At 52.5% G+C, this 21,032-nt stretch carries 17 protein-coding genes and 2 pseudogenes; 6 read left to right on the top strand and 13 right to left on the bottom strand.

Going from position 1 to position 21,032, the window contains the following annotated elements:
• Positions 1-219: 219 nt before the first annotated feature.
• The 6 genes and pseudogenes from ACR0AY_RS09485 to ACR0AY_RS09460 form a co-directional block, all read right to left on the bottom strand.
• A complete protein-coding gene (locus ACR0AY_RS09485) occupies positions 220-1,482 on the bottom strand; it encodes a nucleotide sugar dehydrogenase (RefSeq protein ID WP_480454060.1) in 1,263 nt (420 codons plus the stop codon).
• 251 nt (positions 1,483-1,733) lie between these two features.
• A pseudogene (locus ACR0AY_RS09480) lies at positions 1,734-2,487 on the bottom strand (IS5 family transposase).
• A 271-nt stretch (positions 2,488-2,758) separates the two neighbouring features.
• Positions 2,759-3,496: an SDR family oxidoreductase gene (locus ACR0AY_RS09475; RefSeq protein WP_170511918.1), complete on the bottom strand. Its 738-nt coding sequence runs from the start codon at positions 3,494-3,496 to the stop codon at positions 2,759-2,761.
• Positions 3,493-4,815, bottom strand: a complete 1,323-nt coding sequence (locus ACR0AY_RS09470; RefSeq protein WP_170511916.1) for an FAD-binding oxidoreductase — start codon at positions 4,813-4,815, stop codon at positions 3,493-3,495. Before ACR0AY_RS09470 ends, ACR0AY_RS09475 begins: the two co-directional genes overlap by 4 nt.
• Positions 4,812-5,228 (bottom strand): GtrA family protein, encoded by a 417-nt coding sequence (locus ACR0AY_RS09465; protein ID WP_480454111.1) that lies wholly within the window; start codon positions 5,226-5,228, stop codon positions 4,812-4,814. Before ACR0AY_RS09465 ends, ACR0AY_RS09470 begins: the two co-directional genes overlap by 4 nt.
• 2 nt (positions 5,229-5,230) lie before the next feature.
• Positions 5,231-6,670: a UbiA family prenyltransferase gene (locus ACR0AY_RS09460; RefSeq protein ID WP_170511912.1), complete on the bottom strand. Its 1,440-nt coding sequence runs from the start codon at positions 6,668-6,670 to the stop codon at positions 5,231-5,233.
• 672 nt (positions 6,671-7,342) lie between these two features.
• Between ACR0AY_RS09460 and ACR0AY_RS09455 the strand changes: the two are divergent.
• A pseudogene (locus ACR0AY_RS09455) lies at positions 7,343-7,923 on the top strand (IS5 family transposase); the annotation flags it as partial.
• 123 nt (positions 7,924-8,046) lie between these two features.
• Positions 8,047-9,120 carry a non-hydrolyzing UDP-N-acetylglucosamine 2-epimerase gene (wecB, locus tag ACR0AY_RS09450; protein WP_170511911.1) on the top strand — a complete coding sequence of 358 codons (1,074 nt, stop codon included), beginning with the start codon at positions 8,047-8,049 and terminating at the stop codon, positions 9,118-9,120.
• Here wecB and ACR0AY_RS09445 read toward each other — a convergent pair.
• Positions 9,117-10,619 (bottom strand): glycosyltransferase, encoded by a 1,503-nt coding sequence (locus tag ACR0AY_RS09445; RefSeq protein WP_170511909.1) that lies wholly within the window; start codon positions 10,617-10,619, stop codon positions 9,117-9,119. The two genes, wecB and ACR0AY_RS09445, sit on opposite strands and share 4 nt — an antisense overlap.
• 163 nt (positions 10,620-10,782) lie before the next feature.
• Here ACR0AY_RS09445 and ACR0AY_RS09440 point away from each other — a divergent pair, with 163 nt between their 5' ends.
• Together ACR0AY_RS09440 and ACR0AY_RS09435 are read left to right on the top strand one after the other, a co-directional pair.
• Complete coding sequence (locus ACR0AY_RS09440; RefSeq protein ID WP_170511907.1) at positions 10,783-11,736, top strand: Gfo/Idh/MocA family protein; 954 nt, start codon at positions 10,783-10,785, stop codon at positions 11,734-11,736.
• 232 nt (positions 11,737-11,968) lie between these two features.
• Entirely contained in the window at positions 11,969-13,051 is a 1,083-nt protein-coding gene (locus ACR0AY_RS09435) for a DegT/DnrJ/EryC1/StrS family aminotransferase (protein WP_170511905.1), read from the top strand.
• Between the two features lie 55 nt (positions 13,052-13,106).
• Here the strand turns inward: ACR0AY_RS09435 and ACR0AY_RS09430 are convergent, their stop codons facing one another.
• The 5 genes from ACR0AY_RS09430 to ACR0AY_RS09410 all read right to left on the bottom strand — a co-directional run bounded on the left by ACR0AY_RS09430 (position 13,107) and on the right by ACR0AY_RS09410 (position 17,609).
• Positions 13,107-14,120 carry an NAD-dependent epimerase/dehydratase family protein gene (locus tag ACR0AY_RS09430; RefSeq protein WP_170511904.1) on the bottom strand — a complete coding sequence of 338 codons (1,014 nt, stop codon included), beginning with the start codon at positions 14,118-14,120 and terminating at the stop codon, positions 13,107-13,109.
• 140 nt (positions 14,121-14,260) lie between these two features.
• Entirely contained in the window at positions 14,261-15,709 is a 1,449-nt protein-coding gene (gene phnY, locus ACR0AY_RS09425) for a phosphonoacetaldehyde dehydrogenase (RefSeq protein WP_170511902.1), read from the bottom strand.
• Between the two features lie 41 nt (positions 15,710-15,750).
• Complete coding sequence (locus ACR0AY_RS09420) at positions 15,751-16,086, bottom strand: carboxymuconolactone decarboxylase family protein (protein WP_170407357.1); 336 nt, start codon at positions 16,084-16,086, stop codon at positions 15,751-15,753.
• 10 nt (positions 16,087-16,096) lie between these two features.
• Complete coding sequence (locus ACR0AY_RS09415) at positions 16,097-16,858, bottom strand: amino acid ABC transporter permease (protein WP_170407354.1); 762 nt, start codon at positions 16,856-16,858, stop codon at positions 16,097-16,099.
• A 10-nt stretch (positions 16,859-16,868) separates the two neighbouring features.
• Positions 16,869-17,609: an amino acid ABC transporter ATP-binding protein gene (locus ACR0AY_RS09410; protein ID WP_170407352.1), complete on the bottom strand. Its 741-nt coding sequence runs from the start codon at positions 17,607-17,609 to the stop codon at positions 16,869-16,871.
• Between the two features lie 121 nt (positions 17,610-17,730).
• Between ACR0AY_RS09410 and ACR0AY_RS09405 the strand changes: the two genes are divergently transcribed.
• Both ACR0AY_RS09405 and ACR0AY_RS09400 read left to right on the top strand, forming a co-directional pair.
• Positions 17,731-18,501: a transporter substrate-binding domain-containing protein gene (locus ACR0AY_RS09405; RefSeq protein ID WP_170393886.1), complete on the top strand. Its 771-nt coding sequence runs from the start codon at positions 17,731-17,733 to the stop codon at positions 18,499-18,501.
• 45 nt (positions 18,502-18,546) lie between these two features.
• Entirely contained in the window at positions 18,547-19,284 is a 738-nt protein-coding gene (locus tag ACR0AY_RS09400; RefSeq protein WP_170511900.1) for a creatininase family protein, read from the top strand.
• 31 nt (positions 19,285-19,315) lie between these two features.
• On the opposite strand, the gene ACR0AY_RS09395 is transcribed toward ACR0AY_RS09400, so the two are convergent.
• Positions 19,316-21,028: an ABC transporter ATP-binding protein gene (locus tag ACR0AY_RS09395; RefSeq protein WP_170511898.1), complete on the bottom strand. Its 1,713-nt coding sequence runs from the start codon at positions 21,026-21,028 to the stop codon at positions 19,316-19,318.
• Between the last annotated feature and the right edge of the window lie 4 nt (positions 21,029-21,032).

Raw genomic sequence — 21,032 nt, 5'->3', positions numbered from 1 at the left:
AGGCGGTGTTCGTACCTATGAATTGATTGGAATGGCAGGAAAGTGCCGACATTTTTGCCTTGCGGGTCCAATACTCAGCGCATTCATCCAGCGCTTAGGACACCGTCAAACCATTCAGAGTTTTGGTCCCGCGTAAGCGGTCATACGAGCGACAGCCGTTCCTAAGTACCATCCGCCAGGTGTTCCTGCCCTGCTCGGCAAAGCCGGTCACGATTTCATTTAAGCACGAACAATATTTTGCTCAGAGGTACGGTATTTACCGCGGGTGTCAATGAGGAGTTTCGAGTGTTTTTTGATCAACTCATAATCAAAGGCATCGTGATTGGTCGCCAGAATAACTGCATCCTGCTCCGACAGAACCTCAGGGGTAAGGGTCTCAGATGACAATTCGAAGAAGTGTTCCCGCATCGTGGGAAACTCGGGCACATGGGGGTCCGAGTAGCTGAGGTCTCCGCCATTGTCTCGGATCAGCTCCATCAAGCTGACAGAAGGGCTCTCACGCATGTCGTCGACATTTTTTTTGTACGCGATGCCCAAAACCATAATTTTACTGCCACGAATCGCTTTGCTGCGATCATTCAGCGCATTGGCGAGTTTGCCAAACACATATTCCGGCATCGCCGTGTTCACTTCACCGGCCAATTCGATGAAGCGTGTGTTGATGCCGTATTCACGTGCTTTCCAGGTCAGGTAAAATGGATCGATAGGGATGCAGTGCCCTCCAAGTCCCGGACCCGGATAGTAAGGCGTGAACCCGAAGGGTTTGGTCGCGGCCGCGTCGATGACCTCAAAAATATCGATCCCCATGCGGTCAGCAACGATTTTCATCTCGTTCACGAGGCCAATGTTTACCGCCCGGTGGATATTTTCCAGAAGCTTTGTCATCTCGGCAGTTTCAGTCGAGCTGACTGGTACGAGTTTATCAATTGCGTGTTCATAAAGCGCGATACCCGCTTTCAGGCAGGCGCCTGTATGCCCGCCGACAACCTTTGGAATGGTATTGGTGGTAAAATCCGGGTTGGCTGGGTCTTCCCGTTCAGGTGAGTAGACCGCAAAAATATCCTCGCCGACCTTGAGGCCGTTCTTCTCAAGCCGAGGCAAAACTTCTTCTTTGGTTGTGCCTGGATAAGTTGTGCTTTCCAGCGCAATAACCTGACCCGGACGCAAATGATCTGATATTTGGTCACACGTATCGGTGACAAAGCTCAGATCTGGCTCGCGATATTTGTTGAGTGGAGTTGGTACACACAACATAATGCCATCCGCCTCAGCGATGCGCGAGAAATCTGTAGTGGCCTCGAATCCACTTTTTCGCGCCTCTGCAATGCGGTCATCGTCGATATGCTCAATTGAGCTGTGACCGGAGTTTAAATTCTGCACCTTTGTGGTATCCAGGTCGAAGCCAATGACCCGGTATCCAATTTCGGTATATCTGAGGGCCAGGGGTTGTCCGACATATCCCAGTCCAACAATCCCGATCACAGCCTGCTTCGCAGTAAGCTTTTGTAGCAGGTTGTTTAGTGATGTCTGTGTCATGATAAAATCGCTCTTTATCTAAGTCTGCGCAGGATAGTCAGAGGGGCCCCAAATACGAAGTCGCGTCTCTACTAGTTGCTTTGTTGAAAAAGGCAATGGGTATTTGGGTCGCAAACAGATTTGGCGATTGTAATCTCGCTAGGCACAGAAGCGTTTGATTCCCCTATTGGGAAATGAACGGCAGTTGGGCTCAGTGCTCATAGCCAATAGATGACGGTTGCGGCGAGCGCGATTGCCGATAGGAAGACTTTGGGGCAGCGATCGTATCGGGTTGCTACACGCCTCCAATTCTTGAGCCTGCCGAACATGATCTCGATCCGGGTGCGCCGCTATTATCTTCACATGTCGTATTTGTCCGCAGTTATTCACTGGTTTCAACCGGGGGTACAGGCCCGTATCCCTTTGTCTTTCAACGCTTCTCGAAACCAATCAGCGTCACAACCTCGGCCCCCGAGCGGTAGTCGACATCTGGCAGGCTGCTCAGCAAAGCCCGCGCACCATCATGGTCGCTGACTTGACCGGCAGCAACAGAGAGGTTTAGCGGACGCACCTGGCTGTCGCAGATGGCGTGCAGCTTAGTATTCAAGCCGCGCTTCGTGCGATCGATCAGATCACCACACCCCCTTTTTGACGCCCAAACTGTACGCCGTTCGGTGGGTTTCAAGTAGGTCGCGTCGATCATAACAATCTTCTCCTCGCCGCGCTCAGCGGCCAAATCGTTCATCATCTGTGAAAAGATACCCTTACCGCTCCACCGTTACCAACGGTTGTACAGGGTCTTGTCTGGCCGTATTCCGAAGGCGCGCACCGCCAGCGTAACTCATTGCGGTTGATGAAAATAATTCCAGTTAGGACGCGCCAATCATCGACGCGAGGTTTGCCAAGGAGCTTTGGGACATAGGGCTCGAGACGCGCCATCCGCGCGTCGTTCAACCAGAAGAGATCAGACATATTCACCATTCGTTTTGTGAACAGTGAATCAGGCCGCAAGGCGGAAATCAATGGGTCCTGACCCTAGGCATTAGCAGAAGTACTAAACGAGTAGATTTCCCATCCACAGTCTTTCAGTAATGTTCCGTCGAAACTCGCGCAGTCGCCTGATATTGAATTTTGCCTTAGAGTTTTCTTGCGATGTAAAAATATGCAAAATACCTTTTTCGGATAAAATGGAGCTGCGCGATAGATTGAGGGAACTCAACATTTTTTTTTGCATATTTACTCTTCAGATCTTCATTTTTTTGAAGATTGTTTCCGGAATAAGGGTGATGATCATCATGATCAGCCTCCAAATCGAACGAACATAAATCACGTTGCGTCCTTTGATCAGTGCGCGAGAAATGGCTTCTGCTACTTCTTCTGGCGCCGCAGTAAGACGTGCAGGCAGGTCCATGCCCTCTGTCATTCGCGTGGCCACAAAGCCTGGCAGAACCGTAAGAACATGGATATTCCGACGAGCCATGCGGTTACGCAGACCGGAAAGGAAGGCCGTGAATCCGGCTTTGGCCGAGCCGTAGACATAGTTGGTGGCACGCCCGCGCAAACCTGCAACAGAGCTGATACCAACGATTTTGCCCGAACCGCGTTGATCGAAGCGATTTGCCAAGACAGCCAGAATGCTGGCGGGCCCTTCATAGTTGGATCGCATGACTGTCACTGCAGCATCCACATCTTGTTCATTCTCTACTTGGTCACCCATTAGTCCAACCGCACAAACGGCGATCTGGGGGAGCTCGGGTAGATCGTCGACAAAACTTGCGTGAGTTTCTAATGCAAGAGCGTCAAAGGCGTGAAGAGTGACCTGTACATTATAACGCAAAAGCAAATCCTTCTGTGCCGCTTCAAATTGTGCGGGATCTCGCAGTGCGAGCTGTATTGGATGACCGCTTTTTGCGAATTCGTGGGCTATCGCAAGACCAATGTCGGATCGTGCCCCCAAGATCAGCACTGCACCTTTGCTCATATTTTGAGCCTTTCTGATTGTTTTGAACGAAAACTGCTGCTTAGCCCGGCTTCATCGCGGTGGGCGGCGAAAGCAGCGGCGCGTGGATCAGAACGGTGCAAAGTATCGGCGGGCATTCGGCTGTCTTTAGCCAGATAGAACCGGCCGCCATGGTCCATCGTGATTTGGTCGAGCCGCAACATCAGCGAAAGCGTTCGCTGGTTTACCGGGAAATCGAGAGCCAATGTGTAGCCTAGCATTGGGAAAGAAAATGCGCTGTCTTGCTGGCCGAACCGCTTTAGCACCGCCAAGAAAGATCCGGCCCCGGCGGCGGATGTGGCTTGAAGTAGCGCAGTCAGGCCGCGCTTGGAGTGCTCCAGAGGTAGCGCACATTGGAATTGCATTAGTCCTTTGCGCCCATAGATCTTGTTCCAGCCGAGGATAGCATCGAGTGGATAAAAATAATTGTCCCAATCCACCAGTGTTTCGCCACGTTCGCGAGAGCCATTCCAATAGTAGAGCCCATTGAACCCTCGCACAGACAGTCTGTTTAAAAATCCTTGCGGAAAGTCGAACGGAATGGACAATTTCCTTTTCGTTGGAGTTTCGAAAGGATACCTCAACTTGTCCCCTGATAAATCGGCGCGCGTGGCGTGCTCCCCCAGCATCAAAAGAGAACGACCGAGTTTGTCATCCCGGCTTAGGCAGTCGATCCACGCTACCGAATATGTTGCGTCCTGAGTTGCTTCAAATGCATCAAGCGCTGCATCTAGATTTGGCAACGGTCGCAAGGTTTGACGTATCCAGGCGCTTTCGACTGGGCGTAGACGAAGAGCTGCGCGCAAGATGATACCCGTAAGCCCCATTCCACCGGTGGTCCAGTTGAACAAATCTGCATTTTCCTGCGGCGAACAGCGCTCTATCCTACCTGTTGGTGTGACGACATCAAGCCAGTCCACAAACGCGCCAATACTGCCCTCTTTGTGGTGGTTCTTCCCATGCACGTCCGCAGCGATCATGCCTCCGAGCGTGACAAATTTCGTCCCCGGTGTCACAGAAGGAAACCAACCTCGTGGAAGGAATGTTGATATCACATCAGCCAGCAATACACCCGCCTCGGCGACTAGAATGCCAGCTGACGCATCAAATGAGAGCATCCGATTGAAATGACGCATCGAAACGGTCTTATTCGATCCAATGGCGCTGTCCCCATAGGCACGGCCATTTCCACGGGCAATGACGGCATGCTCGGATACCAATGCAGACAATGCCGCCTCGTTCCGCGGAGCCTCGGAAGTGCCCTGGTAGACGGGAAATCTGCCCCATCCTTCAAGCGTCATGCTGGTTTCGCTCTCTGCGAGTCTGTGAAGACAAATCGGCGATCTAAATGGTATTTAACCACATAACCAATTGTCAGGCCGATGATCGCTCCGATTTCTCTCATCAAGTTGGATTTCCAGATCACCCAGAACGTGGTTTCTGTTGCCCAGAAAATCAATGTCGTGACAATTCCCATGGTGGTATAGAGAGTAAATTTCCGACTGTGCGCGCGGATGCTGCGTGATGTATCGGCGAAGATCCAGCGCTTGTCTAGGAAGTACTTGATTAGAAGCCCCACAAACGTGCCGCAAAAGACAGCAGATGCAAATCCCCAGGTTGACGAATTGATCGACAGTACCAAGCGCTGCATTCCCAAATTGGCTATGGTCGCCAAGACTGCGAAGACCGTATACCGAAATACTAGGACCTCCACACTCACAATACTGTGCCTCCGATAACAAAGCTAACCATCAGGATAACGCAAATCTGGCTTGTGCGGTCACGCGCTGCAAAAACAACTGGATCATCGTGCATTTGTCCTCGATGCGTTAGCATCGCTATCCGTGATATCCAATAAAATAAGATGCCGCAAATCGCTCCCAAAACTAGGGGTTTGGAGTAGAGAACCATCACGGAAGGAGAATTTATATAGAGTGCCATCACCAATATCGAAACGTAGCCGGAGGCAACTGACATCATTGAGACTACAGGCAAATCTTCGACCTGGTACCCCCTGCCTTCAGCCTTCAACTTGCCACGCGCTGCATTGTCGATTAGTTCGGCCTGCCGCTTGACGGCAGCCAATGAAAAAAAGAAGAATGAAGAAAATACTAGGAGCCATACCGATAGCGGAATGCCTGTGGCCACAGCCCCTGCGGTGATCCTCATCGTATACAGGGCGGCCAGCGTACAAATATCGATGATCATACGGCGCTTCAGCGATAGCGAATATGCCGTTGTAATGATGAAGTACACTGCCATAACAAATACAAAGGGCCAACCCAGGAGCGTGGCTATTCCCGTTCCTGCCCCCATAAGCACCACGAGCATCAGCGCGCCATGCGAAATGGGTAACGCACCTGATGCAAACGGTCTTTCTCGTTTACGCGGATGGGCTCGATCTGCGCGTAGATCCAGAAGGTCGTTCGTCACATACACGCTTGATGCGATTAGTGAAAACGCAACGAAAGCCCCGAGGCTATGTAATATTGCAGAAGCCGAAAAATCATGTGCCGCAAAGGCTGGTAAGAAAACGAGAATATTCTTCAGCCATTGATGTGGCCGGATCGCCCGTAGGTAAGAGCTAAAGCTAGTTTGACTAGTTTGGAGGTGTTCAACACGCGTATCAATCGAGTCGACGACTTTGCGCAGAGACGGTGAGACATTCACCGTGACTGCTTGGCTGGAATGTTCCCAGATGGGCAAATCCGCTGTCGCATCACCCATATAGGCATAACGCCCCGAACCGAAATGCTCCTCCAAGAAAGCGGCCTTGTTAGCCCCTTTGAGGTTCTGCTTTCCATTTGAGCCATATACTTCGTCGAAGATATTAAGATACTTCGCGATGCAATCGGCAATTTTTTGATCGCTAGCAGTAACCAGGGCGGTTCGCCCTCCCGCTCTACGCCAACTCTCGATATATTCAATGACCTTCAAATCATAGGGGAGGGTTGACGAGTCGATATCTGCGTGCGCGGCCAGTTCGCGTTTTAGAGCTGATCTGCCCGCGCCCAACGCCTTTATTGCGCGAAACGGTGTGCGCCAGTTTGACGAGAAAGCTGCCCAGAAACTTTCGTGCAGCATATCTGATCTGAGCAGGGTGCCGTCGAGATCAACCACCAATGTGTCTGGAGATGTGGTTTGCCGGTTTAACATAATACAGTCTTGCTCCAGACAGCATGAGGTTTCACGTTTGAAATCAACTCCTTGAAATCGGCAAAATATATTTGATTCAAGCCCGTGCAGCTATTTGCGATAATGAGGTGGGGGTGATTTATATGCATTGCTAATCTCTGGCCAATTTGACGCTACAATGCGTAGGTGCCACTCGGGTTGCTTCTTCTGGCACCGGTTTATTGCAAAGCATCCGGTAGCTTCTTCTAGCTGGCAAAGTTACAAGCGCGTAGGCTCAGGTGTACTAATTTAACAAGTATCTTAGGCAATAATAAAATACTAGCAAGATAACTCCTCAAAGCTGTCTAAGTATCATTTGTGCGTCTAAGCTAAGCTCCCGCGGTGTCGCGAGAAACATCGCATTTGACGCATGTATCAGCCAATAAAATTGGATCCGAAATCGGGCCCGAGTGAAGAATATGGCATATGGAAGCGCTACACCGACACAGAGTACCAGAAACAAGTACTCTATGCGTGGAAACGGGATTCGTCGTCGCATGGCCAAAAGGGCTGTTAGTGGTAGTATCAGGTTTATATAGCTGACAGCAGGATCGCCTCACGCGTATCAATTCTAGTGTCACGATGCATCGATTTTGTTAGCACTGTATATTTAGCAGCTCGGATAGCTGAGCTTTGATATGAGCGGTCCTTTCGACGCTCTGTAGCCGATGGAAACTTAGGAACGAGAAAGGCATCTTCGCGCGGATGATGGCTGGGCTCGCTGCCGAACACTGCAAGCAAAAGACTGTTATGATCGTGCAATCCATCCGAAATTGCACCATACCGCGACGAGTATGGCTGCCAAAATGGGATGTGGTCGTCTGATTGGTCAAATTAAGGGCGGTATGAACACCAAGCTGCGTGCGATCTGCGATAGCTAGTGGCTACCGGTCAATCTGCTTGTCACCGCCGGACAATTCAGCGACGACGTTGGTGCACACTCGCTGCTTGGCAGCTTTCCTAATTCGAATGGCAGTTCGGGGATCGCGGCTACGATGCTGACTGGACCCGAGAAGCGTTGTGAGACGAGGGGGCACGTGCCTGCATTTCGGGTCGAAAGCAACGCAAGACCCCAGTCAAATATGCCAAAACGCAGATACGAGCGGTGAAACCGCATCGAGATCGTGTTCGGCGGGCTAAAGGGCTGCAGGCGCTTGGCGACGCGCTTCAAGCGCTGTCCAGAGGTCTGTCCCTTTACCATTGCTCTCGTGGCGGCCGTCATCTGTTGGTTATGAAGGTTGACCCTACTGTTAAGTTAATCTGAACCCGCGTCAGTAAATCAGTCACGAGATATCACGTGGAATTTATACTGGCCGTGTGTTAGCGCGGTTTTAGGCAATTATTTATTTGGAGCTACCGTGAAAATCGCAGTTGTAGTTGGCGCGCGCCCTCAGTTTATTAAATTGGCTCCGGTGAGCAGAGCACTTCGTTCCATGCCGGGAGTAACAGAGGTGCTGATTCACACAGGACAGCACTATGACGATTCGATGTCTAAGATTTTTTTCGACGAACTAGAAATTGCAAAACCCGACATCAACCTATCGGTGAACTCAGGCAGTCATGGTGCCATGACAGGACTGATGATGCAGAAACTTGAACCCGTCATTCAAGAACATGAACCAGATGCGCTCCTTGTTTTTGGAGATACGAATTCAACATTGGCTGGTGCATTGGTCGCCTCAAAACTTCATATCCCGGTGGCGCACGTAGAGGCCGGGCTGCGCTCATTTAATCGAAAGATGCCCGAAGAAACGAACCGAGTTCTAACGGATCACGTTTCCGACCTTCTGTTCACGACTTCCAGCGACGCTGTGGAAAATCTGCGAAGAGAAAGCATTTCGGAGAGCAAAATTTTTGAAGTCGGTGACGTGATGTTCGACGCAGCACTACACTTCGGTGAAAAGGCCAAGCAGAAATCAACAATTTTGGCTGACATTGGGTTAGACGCAAACGGATTCATACTTGCGACGATCCATAGAGCTGAAAATACGGATTCGCCAGAAACGTTAACAAACATTGTTGATGGTCTGGAGGCGGTTGCAAATCAACATCCGGTTGTCTTGCCATTGCATCCACGTACTGCCGCAAGGATAAAAGGAATCGGTCGTAAATTCGAACATGTCCAAACGATAGACCCAGTCGGTTACTTGGATATGGTCGCTCTAGAAAGCAATGCGGTGCTGGTTGCTACGGACTCTGGCGGAGTGCAGAAAGAAGCGTATTTCTACGGCGTCCCTTGCGTAACTCTTAGAACGGAAACAGAATGGGTTGAGCTTGTTGAAAGCGGCTGGAATCGTATCGTATCGCCCATAGAAGGGGATATCGAGGATGGTATGCTAAGTGCGATAGGGACTAGCGGAAATCAGATAGAAATCTATGGTGATGGAACCGCTTCGCAACAAATCGCACAGATACTAGCCGCGCGAGTTTAAATACCTTCATAGAGCGCCGCCAACTTCTTGGCTTGCGCAGGCCAGCTGTAGGTCTCCCAAAGCTTCCTTCTGTTGTCGACGCTTAACGTAAAGCGTTCGGGATGGTCCAAGACATCCCGAATAGCTTCAGCAATGCTCTGAGGATCTGTTTCGTCCATTGCTCGTCCGAAACCGAGAGACTCCGCAAACCGACGCATCTCTGGAAGATCTGAAACACATATTGGTACGCCAGCAAATGCGGCTTCAAAAAGCTTGTTAGGCATTGCGTAGCGGTGATTGAGCGATACGTTCTGAAACGGGCATATAGCGAGGTCTGCTGTACTAATTGCGACTGGTACATCTGGAGCTGCCACAGGTGGAAGCAAGGTAACTCGATCATCCACACCTAGGTCATGAGCGACACTCATGAACCACTTGTCGTTTCGGAGGTGCCGTGGGCCCATCGAAGCTAACTTGACTTCGGGAAGATGAACCAAAGCCTCAAGAACTTTATCTAACCCACGATGTGACATTTGAATGCCACCAGTAAAAATAATCAAGGGCGCCCCGTCAGCAACGTTTGCCTGAGCACGGATAGAAAGCTGATCCAACGCCTTTTCTTTACGACTATCCATGTAGTCGACATCTATCTCTGGAGCATTGAGGATAAGTGTCGGACTATCTTTGAAGCGTTTGGCATACAAATCTGCGATGGACGACGATACGGTGATCATATAATCGACGAAGGGGAGGCAATCGTCTTCTAGGTTTTCTGCAAAGTTCGATCCATTCGACGGATTCTTTGTAGCGCGCGCGGGCTCATACTCATGGGCGTCATAAACAAGTTTTGCGTTGAACTGCCTGGCAAGTACGACGCCTGCAGGGAGACAATATATATCATGAGCGTGGATGACATCAGGGACCTCATCAAATTTAAGGTGGCAAAGGTTTTCTGCGTAAATCAATGATTCCAACTGATAGAGTTTAAAGAAATTTTCTCTGACTTTTCGGGCCATCAACATAAATGACTTGAGGTTTTTCGGGCCTTTTCCAAATCCAAGTCCAAGCCGTGTTTTCCAAAGCAGCCGCTTGTGTACGAGTTTTCTAGCCCGCCTTTCATCACCGCCGAAGTTTTTGTAGTACATCGGGTCAAGCTTTTGGACGTCTTCGTCCGTCAGAAAAGTCTTCAACCAGGTTTTCAAAGAATTCAGCTGAATAGCGGATTCGACATACGGTACGACACGTTGCTCGACTTGAGCGGACGTGCGCTCCATAAACGAGAAACGTTCAAGCAATTTTTCAGTGATGTTCTCACAAGACTGCCAGTTGAATCGAGTGATCCGAATGCCATCGATGCTGTCTTCTTGCGGCAAGCCCCCTGGCCAGTCGCAGAAGATATGTACGTTATGGCCCGCTGCTTGAAGCGCGCGCGCTTCTTTGAGAACACGCGCATCCGCCGTTATCTCGTGGTAGGTAAGACAGAATACGGTTTTTTGAGATTTGGGGCGGGTGTCTGACATCGGTCGAAGATCAATCTAGCTCTGACAATTCCGAACCGCTCTAACAGAGGTTGATCGGGGTTTCCAGCTTGATTGGCGATGCTTGAAATGCCTTCCTCTATTGACTTCCCAAAGAATTTCTTGGAAGCGCTGTAGCACAATTTGAGCACTTGGGACGCACCGAATGAGCAACTTTGCATTAATAGGAACCGCAGGATACATCGCGCCGCGCCACATGAAGGCGATAACGGATACCGGAAACACGTTGTTGGCTGCTCTGGACACAAGCGATTCCGTTGGGATTATCGATAGCCACTTCCCCGATGCACATTTTTTCACAGAGTTTGAGCGTTTTGATCGCTATGTTGACATGTTACGTCGCAGCGAAGCGGGCAAAATTGATTATGTCTCGATCTGCTCGCCGAATTACCTCCATGACAGCCACATGCGGTTTGCATTGCGTTCTGGCGCCGATGCGATCTGTGAGAAGCCGCTGGTGTTGAACCCAGAGGATATCGATGGCCTGGAAGCGATCGAACAGGCGACCGGACAGACCGTAAACACGATCCTGCAGTTGCGCGTACATCCCTCGATCATTGCTCTTAGGGACAAGATTCGAAACAGCCCCAAGGATACCAAGTACGAGGTCGATCTGACTTATATCACGTCCCGTGGACGTTGGTATCTGGAGAGCTGGAAAGGGGATGTCCGCAAATCTGGCGGTATTGCCACCAACATCGGCGTGCATTTCTTTGACATGCTGCACTTCCTCTTCGGAGACCTTCAGGCGAACCATGTGCATCTCAATGCCCCGACCAAGGCCGCGGGCTATCTTGAGTTTGAACACGCCCGGTGCCGTTGGTTCTTGTCGCTGGACGTAAATGACGTTCCGGCAGAGGCGCGAGAAACCGGAGCCAGAACCTATCGCTCCATCACTATTGATGGGGAAGAGATCGAATTCTCGGGCGGATTTGCCGACTTGCACACGCGAAGCTACGAAGAGATTCTGAACGGGAACGGGTTTGGATTGAATGAAAACCGGCCTGCAATTGCGATGGTCAGCCATATCCGCAACGCCTCGATCGAAGCAAGCAAAGGTGAGCAGCATCCGAAGCTGATGAGCGGCACGGTACTCTGATCAAACGGATCGTCTGCATGTTGTCCCACCACCCATGACGTTTTTGGCACTGGGCAATACACGGAAACGGTCCGCCCAGTTATTAGTACTGCGGTAATCCGTGCCAAACAGACCCGGTGTATTAAGTCTTTGCCGACGAATAGACATGGTCGAGCGGTGCCGGATTATGTATGGGAAACTGCAGAGGTACAGCTTGCAGAAATTCCTCAAGAACCAATAGGGCGTTTTAGCGATGCAATTTATTGACCTGGCGGAACAACAGAAACGTATCAAGGATCAGCTTGATGCTGGCATTGCCAATGTGTTGGCGCATGGAAAGTACATTCTTGGCCCAGAAGTGGCTGAACTAGAGGCACGGCTGACTGCCTTTACGGGAGCTAAACATTGCATCACTTGCGCCAATGGAACGGATGCATTGCAAATTGCCTTGATGGCGCTTGAGGTCGGGCCGGGGGATGAGGTCATCACGCCCGGATTTTCATATATCGCCACGGCTGAAGCCGTCAGATTGCTGGGCGCAAAGCCGGTTTATGTCGATATTGACCAGACTAGTTATAACCTTGATCCCAACAAGCTTGACGCTGCGATCACACCCCGGACAAAGGCAATTATACCGGTGTCGCTGTATGGCCAACCTGCTGATTTCGAACGAATTAACGAGGTGGCTGTGGCAAACGGCCTACCTGTCATAGAGGATGCCGCACAGAGCTTCGGCGGATCGCTGCGTGGCAAACGGTCAGGAAACCTGTCAACGATTTCCTGCACCAGCTTTTTCCCATCGAAACCCCTTGGTTGCTACGGCGATGGTGGTGCGATCTTCACCTCGGACGATGATCTGAGCATTATTCTTCGCCAGATTGCCCGGCACGGGCAGGACCGGCGTTATCACCATATCAGGGTTGGCGTTAACAGCCGTCTGGACACGTTGCAGGCTGCGATCCTGCTGTGCAAGCTGGATATTTTCGAGGATGAACTGGTCCTGCGGGACACCGTCGCGGACCGTTACAAAGTGCTACTGAAGGAAACCAATATCGCCGCTCCGACGCTGATGGAGGGGGCGACCACCGCCTGGGCGCAGTACACGATACGCGTGGACAATCGTGAGGATGTGCAAGCTAAGCTCAAAGACGCCGGGGTTCCGACCGCTGTGCATTATCCACTGCCGTTGAACAAGCAACCAGCTGTTTCTGACCCAAATGCCGACTTGCCTGTTGGCGATCAGGCCGCCGCAACAGTGATTAGCCTGCCGATGCACCCGTATCTGCAGGAGAATTCGCAAGAGCAGATAATCGAGGCACTGAAAAAAGCGATCTGATCGCGCTGACGGTTTAATCGGTGCTGTCGCCGGCGAATTCAGGTTTAGGCAGGTTCTATTTACCGTAATATACGCGATACCAGTCCACGAAGGCCTGAATGCCGTCCTTGATTTCGGTTTTTGGGCGATAACCGGTCAGGCGGTGCAGCAGATCGGCATTGGCCCAAGTTGCAGGCACATCGCCCAACTGCATCTCCATATAGTTTCGGATCGCGGGTTTGCCGAGGCTTTCTTCGATGGCGTCGATGAAATCCAACAAACGCACTTTGTCTGAATTTCCAATGTTCACTATGCGATAGGGAGCGACCGGGCTCAGGCTGTCACCTTCGGCGATGTCTTCGGGGGCTTTGGGGCGAACAGGCACAACGTCGATCAGCAGAGAGATTGCGCGCACCAGGTCATCCACATATGTGAAATCACGATACATGTCGCCGTGGTTGTAGATGTCTATCGGGCGGTCGTTGAGGATTGCATCGGTAAATTTGAAGAATGCAAGATCAGGGCGTCCCCACGGGCCATAAACCGTAAAAAACCGGAACATGGTTGTCGGTATATCCCAAAGATGGGCATAGGAATGCCCCATCGCTTCATTTGCCTTTTTGGTGGCTGCGTACATAGTGAGTTGATGATCTGCTTTTTCGCACTCGTCGAAGGGCATGTCAGGATTTGCCCCGTAGATCGACGAAGTCGAAGCCATCAGCAGATGCCGCACTTTGTGCCGCCGCGCAGCTTCCATCACGTTGAACGTCCCGACAACATTGCTTTCGACATAGGCGCGCGGGTTTTCCAGGCTATATCGGACGCCAGCTTGCGCTGCGAGATGGATGATCACGTCCGGTTCAAAAGCATCAGCGATCTGGTCGAACTTGGCGGTATCTTCCAGCATCCCTTCCTCGCATGAAAAATTTGGGTTCTCCAGCAACAGCGCATGTCGGCTCTGTTTGAGGCGGACATCGTAGTAATCAGTCATCCCGTCAAAGCCGTGAACCCGGCAACCGTTTTCAAGCAAAAGCTTGGCAAGATGAAAACCTATAAATCCGGCAGTACCTGTGATCAGAACCTTTTGCATGAGGTATTTCCTTGTTTCGGGGCATCGCGCGTGCGTTCGAAGGCACATATGACGCCAAGAGCCGAAGGGCTCAAGCGGTCATTTCATGGCTGAGTGAGCATGAATCTCTAGTGGTGTGCATTGCAATCTTCAACAAGTCTTCAACCGGGCCAAGGAAGCGAGTAGGTTTTGACATTCGTAAAGAACCTCATGGCCTCGATGACCCCTTCTTTGACACCATTGCCCGAGTCCTTGATGCCGCCAAAGGGGGACATTTCGATACGGTATCCGGGTTGTTCCCAGATATTGCAGGTGCCCACGTTCAGCCCATTGATATAGGCAATTGCGCGGTTCAGGTCATTGGTGCATACCCCCGACGACAGGCCGTACACAGTAGAGTTCGAGATGCGCATGACCTCGTCATCGTCGTCGGGCACGCGAATGATGGGAATAATGGGGCCGAAAGTTTCCTCCATCACTAACGCAGAGTCGTGGGGAACGTCGTCGACCACGATCGGCGGCAGCAGCGCGCCCTGACGTCCGGGGTGGTAAAGGACTTCTGCTCCCGCTTTCTGGGCCAAGTGAACACGATCTTCGAAAAGCTTGGCCGCTTCCTCGTGGATCACGCAACCCAGCTCGGTCTCAGGATCCTGCGGATCTCCGAATCTGATCTTTTTGGCCTTCTCCAGCACCAAAGGCACAAAGGTGTCCGCGACACTCTCTTGCACCAGTATTCGCTTGATCGCAGTGCAGCGTTGTCCCGAATTGCCGGTGGCCCCGGCTACGGCGATCGTTGCTGCCCTGTCTAGATCGGCATCGTTGAGGTCATTCAGAACAATCAGTGGATCATTACCTCCCAACTCCAGCGCCTGACGTTTGTAAACCGCCTTCTCTGCGATCATCTTGCCCACGCGAACACTACCGGTGAAGGTTATGATGTCGATGTTTTCATTGGTGATCATCTCATTCCCAATGTCCTGTGGCCAGCCAGTGACCACCTGAAACATCTCAGGCGGCAGGCCTGCCTCATAAAGGATATCGGCCAGCGTCAGGCAGGTCAGAGGCGTCAACTCGGTCGGTTTGCAGACCATGCAGTTATTGGTGGCGATCGACGGAGCAACCTTGTGGCTGACCATGTTGAGTGGATGGTTGAATGGAGTGATCGCGCTGATTGCGGTCACAGGCTCGCGCATCGTGAAAATCTTGCGGGCTTTACCGTTTTGGGTCAGATCGCACGCAAAGATTTCGCCGTCATCTTTCAGTGCCTCGGCCGCCGCAAATTGAAAGACATCCTGCGCGCGCTTGGTCTCGTAGATCGCGTGTTGATGGCAGATGCCAAGCTCAAGCACCAGCCATTTGGCGAGGTAATCGCGACGTTCACCAATCAGCTCTCCAGCCCGTTGCAGGATTTGGCTGCGTTCATAGCGGGTCAGTTCGGGCTTGTAGTGGGCCGCAATTTCGAAGGCGCGGCGCGCGTGTTCAGCCTGCCCTGCGGGCACATGGCCCACGACCTCATTGGTATAGGGGTAGTGAACCGGGATGGTCTCAGCGGTAAAGATGATCTCGCCACCAATTCGCATCCCTTCATCACGGATTTCGGTGACTGCCATGGCAAGAACCATCCAATGAAATCGGACCGCGTACCGGTCTATTACTCTGAAAACACATCAAACGCCTTCAACGCCTTGGCGCTGTAGGCGTAAGACGGACCGCCGCCCATATAGGTGGCCATAGCCAGCGCTTCGCACAGCTCTTCGCGGGTCGCACCCAGCCGCACCAATGAGCGGACATGGAAGCCGATGCAGCTGTCACAGCGCGTCGCGATGGCAATTCCCAACGCCATGAATTCCTTTGTCTTTTCACTCAGCGCACCATCTGTTTTGGCCGCCTTACCCATGATGCCGAAACCATGCACGGTTTCGGGCACTTCTTTCGAGAATGCACCAATATTGGCCTCGGTCTCGACCATGAAGTCTTTCCAGTCCATCTTATGCTCCTTATCCGCGCTCATCTGCACCCATCCGGCGTTCGAGCCAACGCACACCGGCGCTGATGATCAGTACCAGCACCAGATACTCGAAGATCAACAAGGTATAGATCTCAAGCGGGCGGTATTCCGTCACTACCAGCTCATTCGCACGGCGTGTCAGTTCTTGCATGCCGATGACGCTGGCGAATGCGCTCATCTTCACAATGTAGATAAATTGGTTGGCGAGCGGTGGCAGTATACGCCGGATTGCTTGCGGCAGGATCACATAGCGCATGGTCTGAAAATAGTTCAGGCCAATCGTTTGCGCCGCCTCGCTTTGCCCTTTTGCGATAGATTGTATACCGGCACGGTAGATCTCGGCGGTAAAGGCGCTGTCCGATATCGCAAGGGTGATAATTGCGCCCCAGAAGGGATCGATTGGGATGTCCATACCCATCGACTGAAAGACAATCGGCAACCCGTAGAACACCCAAAACAGCATAGGCAACAGAGGGATCGAGCGGACAAATTCGACATATACCCGGTTTACCAGCCGCCAGCCGCGCTTTTCCGACAGACCCGGCAGGGCAACCAGCAATCCAATGACAATCGACAAAATCGCCGCAATCAGCGAAATCTGAATGGTCGCACCCATGCCCGAAATCAGGAATTTTACATTGGTCCAGCCTGAAGCCGTGGTTGGGTCAATGACGTACCAACCCCAGGTCTGTGAGGACGAACAGCCCGTGATCAGCAAGAAAAGGGGAAGGAAGAGAAGTGATTTTTTCATCGGACCCAACTCAATGCTGTAGAATTTGGCTCAGGAATTTCTGGCACCGCTCAGACTTTGGATTGGTGAAGAAATGCTCGGGCTTACCTTGTTCGACAATCTCGCCTGCATCCATGAACACCATGTTGTCGGCCACTTTTCGGGCAAATCCCATCTCATGGGTCACCACAACCATGGTCATGCCTTCCTCGGCAAGTTCGACCATCACGTCGAGCACCTCGGAGATCATCTCAGGGTCGAGCGCCGAGGTGGGTTCGTCGAACAAAAGGACCCGGGGCTCCATGCAAAGCGAACGGGCAATTGCCACTCGCTGCTGCTGTCCACCTGAAAGCTGTATCGGGCGCTTGTCGGCCTGATCGGGTATATGAACACGCTCAAGGTAGTGGCGCGCTTTGTCCTCGGCTTCTTTTCGGCTCAACCCGCGGGCCTTGATGGGGCCAAGGGTCAGGTTTTCCAGCACTGTTAGATGCGGGAACAGATTGAATTGCTGGAACACCATGCCAACTTCTGACCGGATGGTGGCTGCAGATTTGGCATCATCGTTCAGTTCGACCCCATCGATGCGGATGGTGCCCTTTTGATGTTTCTCAAGCTGATTGATGCATCTTACGACCGTTGATTTACCCGATCCGGATGGGCCGCAGATCACAACCTTTTCACCACTGTTGACTGTCAGGTTGATGTTCTTGAGCACGTGAAATGTGCCAAACCACTTGTCTACGTCGACAAGCTCGATCGCTGCGTTTGGCATCTGCTGGCCCACTTGTGATTACTATGAGTTAATTAGTTGCTTGAGGTTATCTTTTTCTTTACGCTTAAATCAAGAAGCAATGTCGTGATAAAAAGACTAACGCCACCAACGGGAGAACCACATGAAACGTTTTGTTAAAGTCGCGGCTGCGGCTGCGCTCGGTCTTGTGATCAGCGGCGCTGCGCAAGCACAGTCGGCTCTGAATGAAATTTTGGATGACGGCGTGCTGAAAGTGGGGACAACCGGTGACTGGAACCCGATGTCACTGCGCGACCCGGCGACTAACAGCTATAAAGGCTATGATATCGACATCATGAACGCGCTGGCCGCTGATCTGGGTGTTGAGGTCGAATATGTGCCCACCGACTGGAAAACATTGGTCAATGGTGTGGTAGCGGGGAAGTACCACATCACCGGTTCGGCTTCTATCTCACCTCCGCGCATGAAAGTTGCAGGGTTTTCCGACAGTTACATCGCGGTTGAGTTGTTTCCTTACACAACCAAGGAAAAGGCCGACAAATTTGATGGCTACGACTCGATCAACAAGCCAGACGTGAAGGTTGCTACTACCCTGGGCACCACCTTTGAAAAGCGCGTGCGCGAATGGTTCCCCGATGCGGATATCAAAGTGGTCGAAGCTCCTGCGCGTGGTTTTCAGGAGGTCTTGGCCGGTCGTGCAGATGTGTTCATAACCTCGAATATCGAGGGATCGACCCTTGAAGCAAAGTTCCCGGTCGTCCGCGTCAAGAATGCCGGGCCGCGTTCTCCTTCTCCTATCGCGATGCTGTTGCCGCAAAGTGATCAGGTCTGGATCAACTATGTGAACAACTGGATTGAAGTGAAAAAAGCCCAAGGCTTCTTTGACGAAAACCGGGAACGCTGGGGTCTCTGATCAGAGGCCCTAGTAACTGGAGCGCCTGCGAGAGTTTTCAAAGTCATGAAACTTGAGCACATGACATGGTACGAGGTTGACACTCGTATCAATGCCGGTGCGGCCGTGTTGCTGCCGGTTGGATCGACCGAGCAGCACGGCCCGATGGGTCGCATTGGCACCGACACGATTTGCGCCGAGGCTGTCGCACTCGCTGCCGCCATGCAATGCGAGGGTATCGTCGCTCCGGCGCTGGCCTACACGCCAGCGCCTTTCAACGCGGGATTTCCCGGAACGGTGTCTATTTCAGCCGAAACCTTTCGCACCATCGCAGATGAGGTGATCCGGGGGCTCTTGGAGCAAGGTTTCGTTGGAGTGTTCATAGTGAATGGGCACGGGGCCAATCTGGCGCCTCTTCGGCAGATCGAAAGCGAAATTGCCGGTGGTCAATTGCTGATCCGTAGCTGGTGGGAGCCGAACGCAGTGAATGTTCTGCGACAGCAGCTCTATGGAGATTGGGAAGGGATGCACGCCACCCCCTCGGAGATTGCCATAACCCAGTCTTTGCTTGGACCATTGCCTGCCAATCAGGCCGCTGAGCCGCCCCAGAAACTCAGCGCCGAATACATCCGGGATCACGCAGGTGATCGCCATGGTCCACCCGACGAGCATCGCGCGGACTTCCCGGATGGCCGCGTTGGATCGCATTCAGCTTTGGCCAATCCTCAGGATGGCGAGCGTCTGCTGGCGATAGCAGCTGCGGCTATCGCTGCCGAGTTCCGGGCATTCGAACAAGGCTTCTAGTCACGGAGCGCCTGCAACGGGTGTCGCGGCCTTATTCTGCTTCGACCCCAAGCCCGTCAGTCGACAGGTCATCGAGTTTCGGCATCAACCGCAACAGTTCTTGCGCGTATTCGGTATTCGGACTGGCAAACAGATCGCTGGTGTCCTGAACCTCGACGATTTGTCCCTGTTTCATGACCGCAACTCGGTCACACATCTGGCGCACCACCGGTAGGTCGTGGCTAATGAACAGCATGGTCAGGCCCAGATGCTCTTGCAGGTCTTTCAGGATGTTCAATATCTGCGCCTGGATCGAAACGTCGAGCGCGCTTGTGGGCTCATCGCAGATCAGGAACCGGGGTTGTGTCGCCAATGCGCGGGCAATCGAAATACGCTGGCGCTGACCGCCCGAGAACTCATGTGGATATTTCAGCCCGGCCTCTGACCCCAACCCCACTTGATCCAGCAATTCGTCCACGCGGCGCTTGACGTCGGCACCTTCCATCAGGCGGTGATGGCGGATCGGCTCCGCCACAATTTCATCCACCCGCATACGCGGATTGAGAGACGAGTAGGGGTCCTGAAAGATCATCTGGATGTTTTTGCGGTACTCTTCCTGCACCGTACGATTACTCAGATCGCTTACCAGTTGCCCGTCAAAGGTGATGGTACCACCATCCACAGGATAGAGCCCCGCAATCATCCGCGCGACGGTGGACTTGCCCGATCCGGACTCACCGACAACCCCAAAGACCTCACCTGCGCGAATGTCAAAGCTGACGTTGTCGACAGCGGTGAAGTAGGTACGATCCCAAGGCAGTAATCCACGCTTTTGCAGGAATTTCTTGGTCAGATCGCGGATTTCAAAGATCGGTTTGCTGGCGTCGTTATCCACCTTGGGCCAGTGGCGTGCCATATCCTCGATCGCGAAACGCGTTTCACGCCCGCCATAGCTGATCTGAGGGAAGCGATGCAGTTTCAGCGTCGGGCGTGGTACGGCGGCGATCAGGGACTTGGTGTATTCGTGTTGCGGCTGGCCCATCACCTGTGCCGTGGTGCCGCTTTCAACCACCTTGCCCGCATACATCACGGTCACGCGGTCAGTTGTATCGGCGATCACGCCCATGTCATGGGTGATCAGGATGACACCCACCTGACGCTCTTGTGCCAGTTCCTTGATCAGGTCCAAAATCTGGGCCTGAACCGAAACATCCAAAGCCGTCGTGGGTTCATCGGCGATGATCACATCCGGTTCGGTGCAAAGTGCCAGAGCAATCACTACGCGTTGCCGCATGCCGCCCGAGAACTGGTGCGGGTACTGATCCAGCCGAGTATCCGGGTCTGGGATGCCAACGCGGTCGATCAAATCACGGGCGCGCTTGCTTGCTTCGGCCTCGGAACCACCCAGATGGGTCTGGATCGTCTCGACCAGTTGCTCACGCACTGTAAATAGCGGGTTCAGCGACGTAAGCGGGTCTTGAAAGATCATCGAGATCTTCTTGCCGCGCAGCCCGCGCATCGCCTCGGCATCGATGCCGCTGATCTTATCGCCGCCCAGCTTAATCTGGCCGCTGGCAATGCGACCCGGGCGTTCCAGAAGGCCCATCACGGCAGCGCCGATGGTGGATTTACCTGCCCCGGATTCGCCCACAAGCCCGTGGATTTCGCCGGGTTCTACAGAAAGGCTGGCGTGGTCCACTGCGGTAAATAGCTGGCGGCGGGTCGGGAATTCGACGGTGAGGTCTTGGATGGTCAGAAGGCTCATGAAA

The organism is Ruegeria sp. A5 (genome assembly GCF_056543005.1).
The sequence above is the reverse complement of the archived record's forward strand: the minus strand, read 5'-3'. Positions and strand labels throughout refer to the sequence as shown.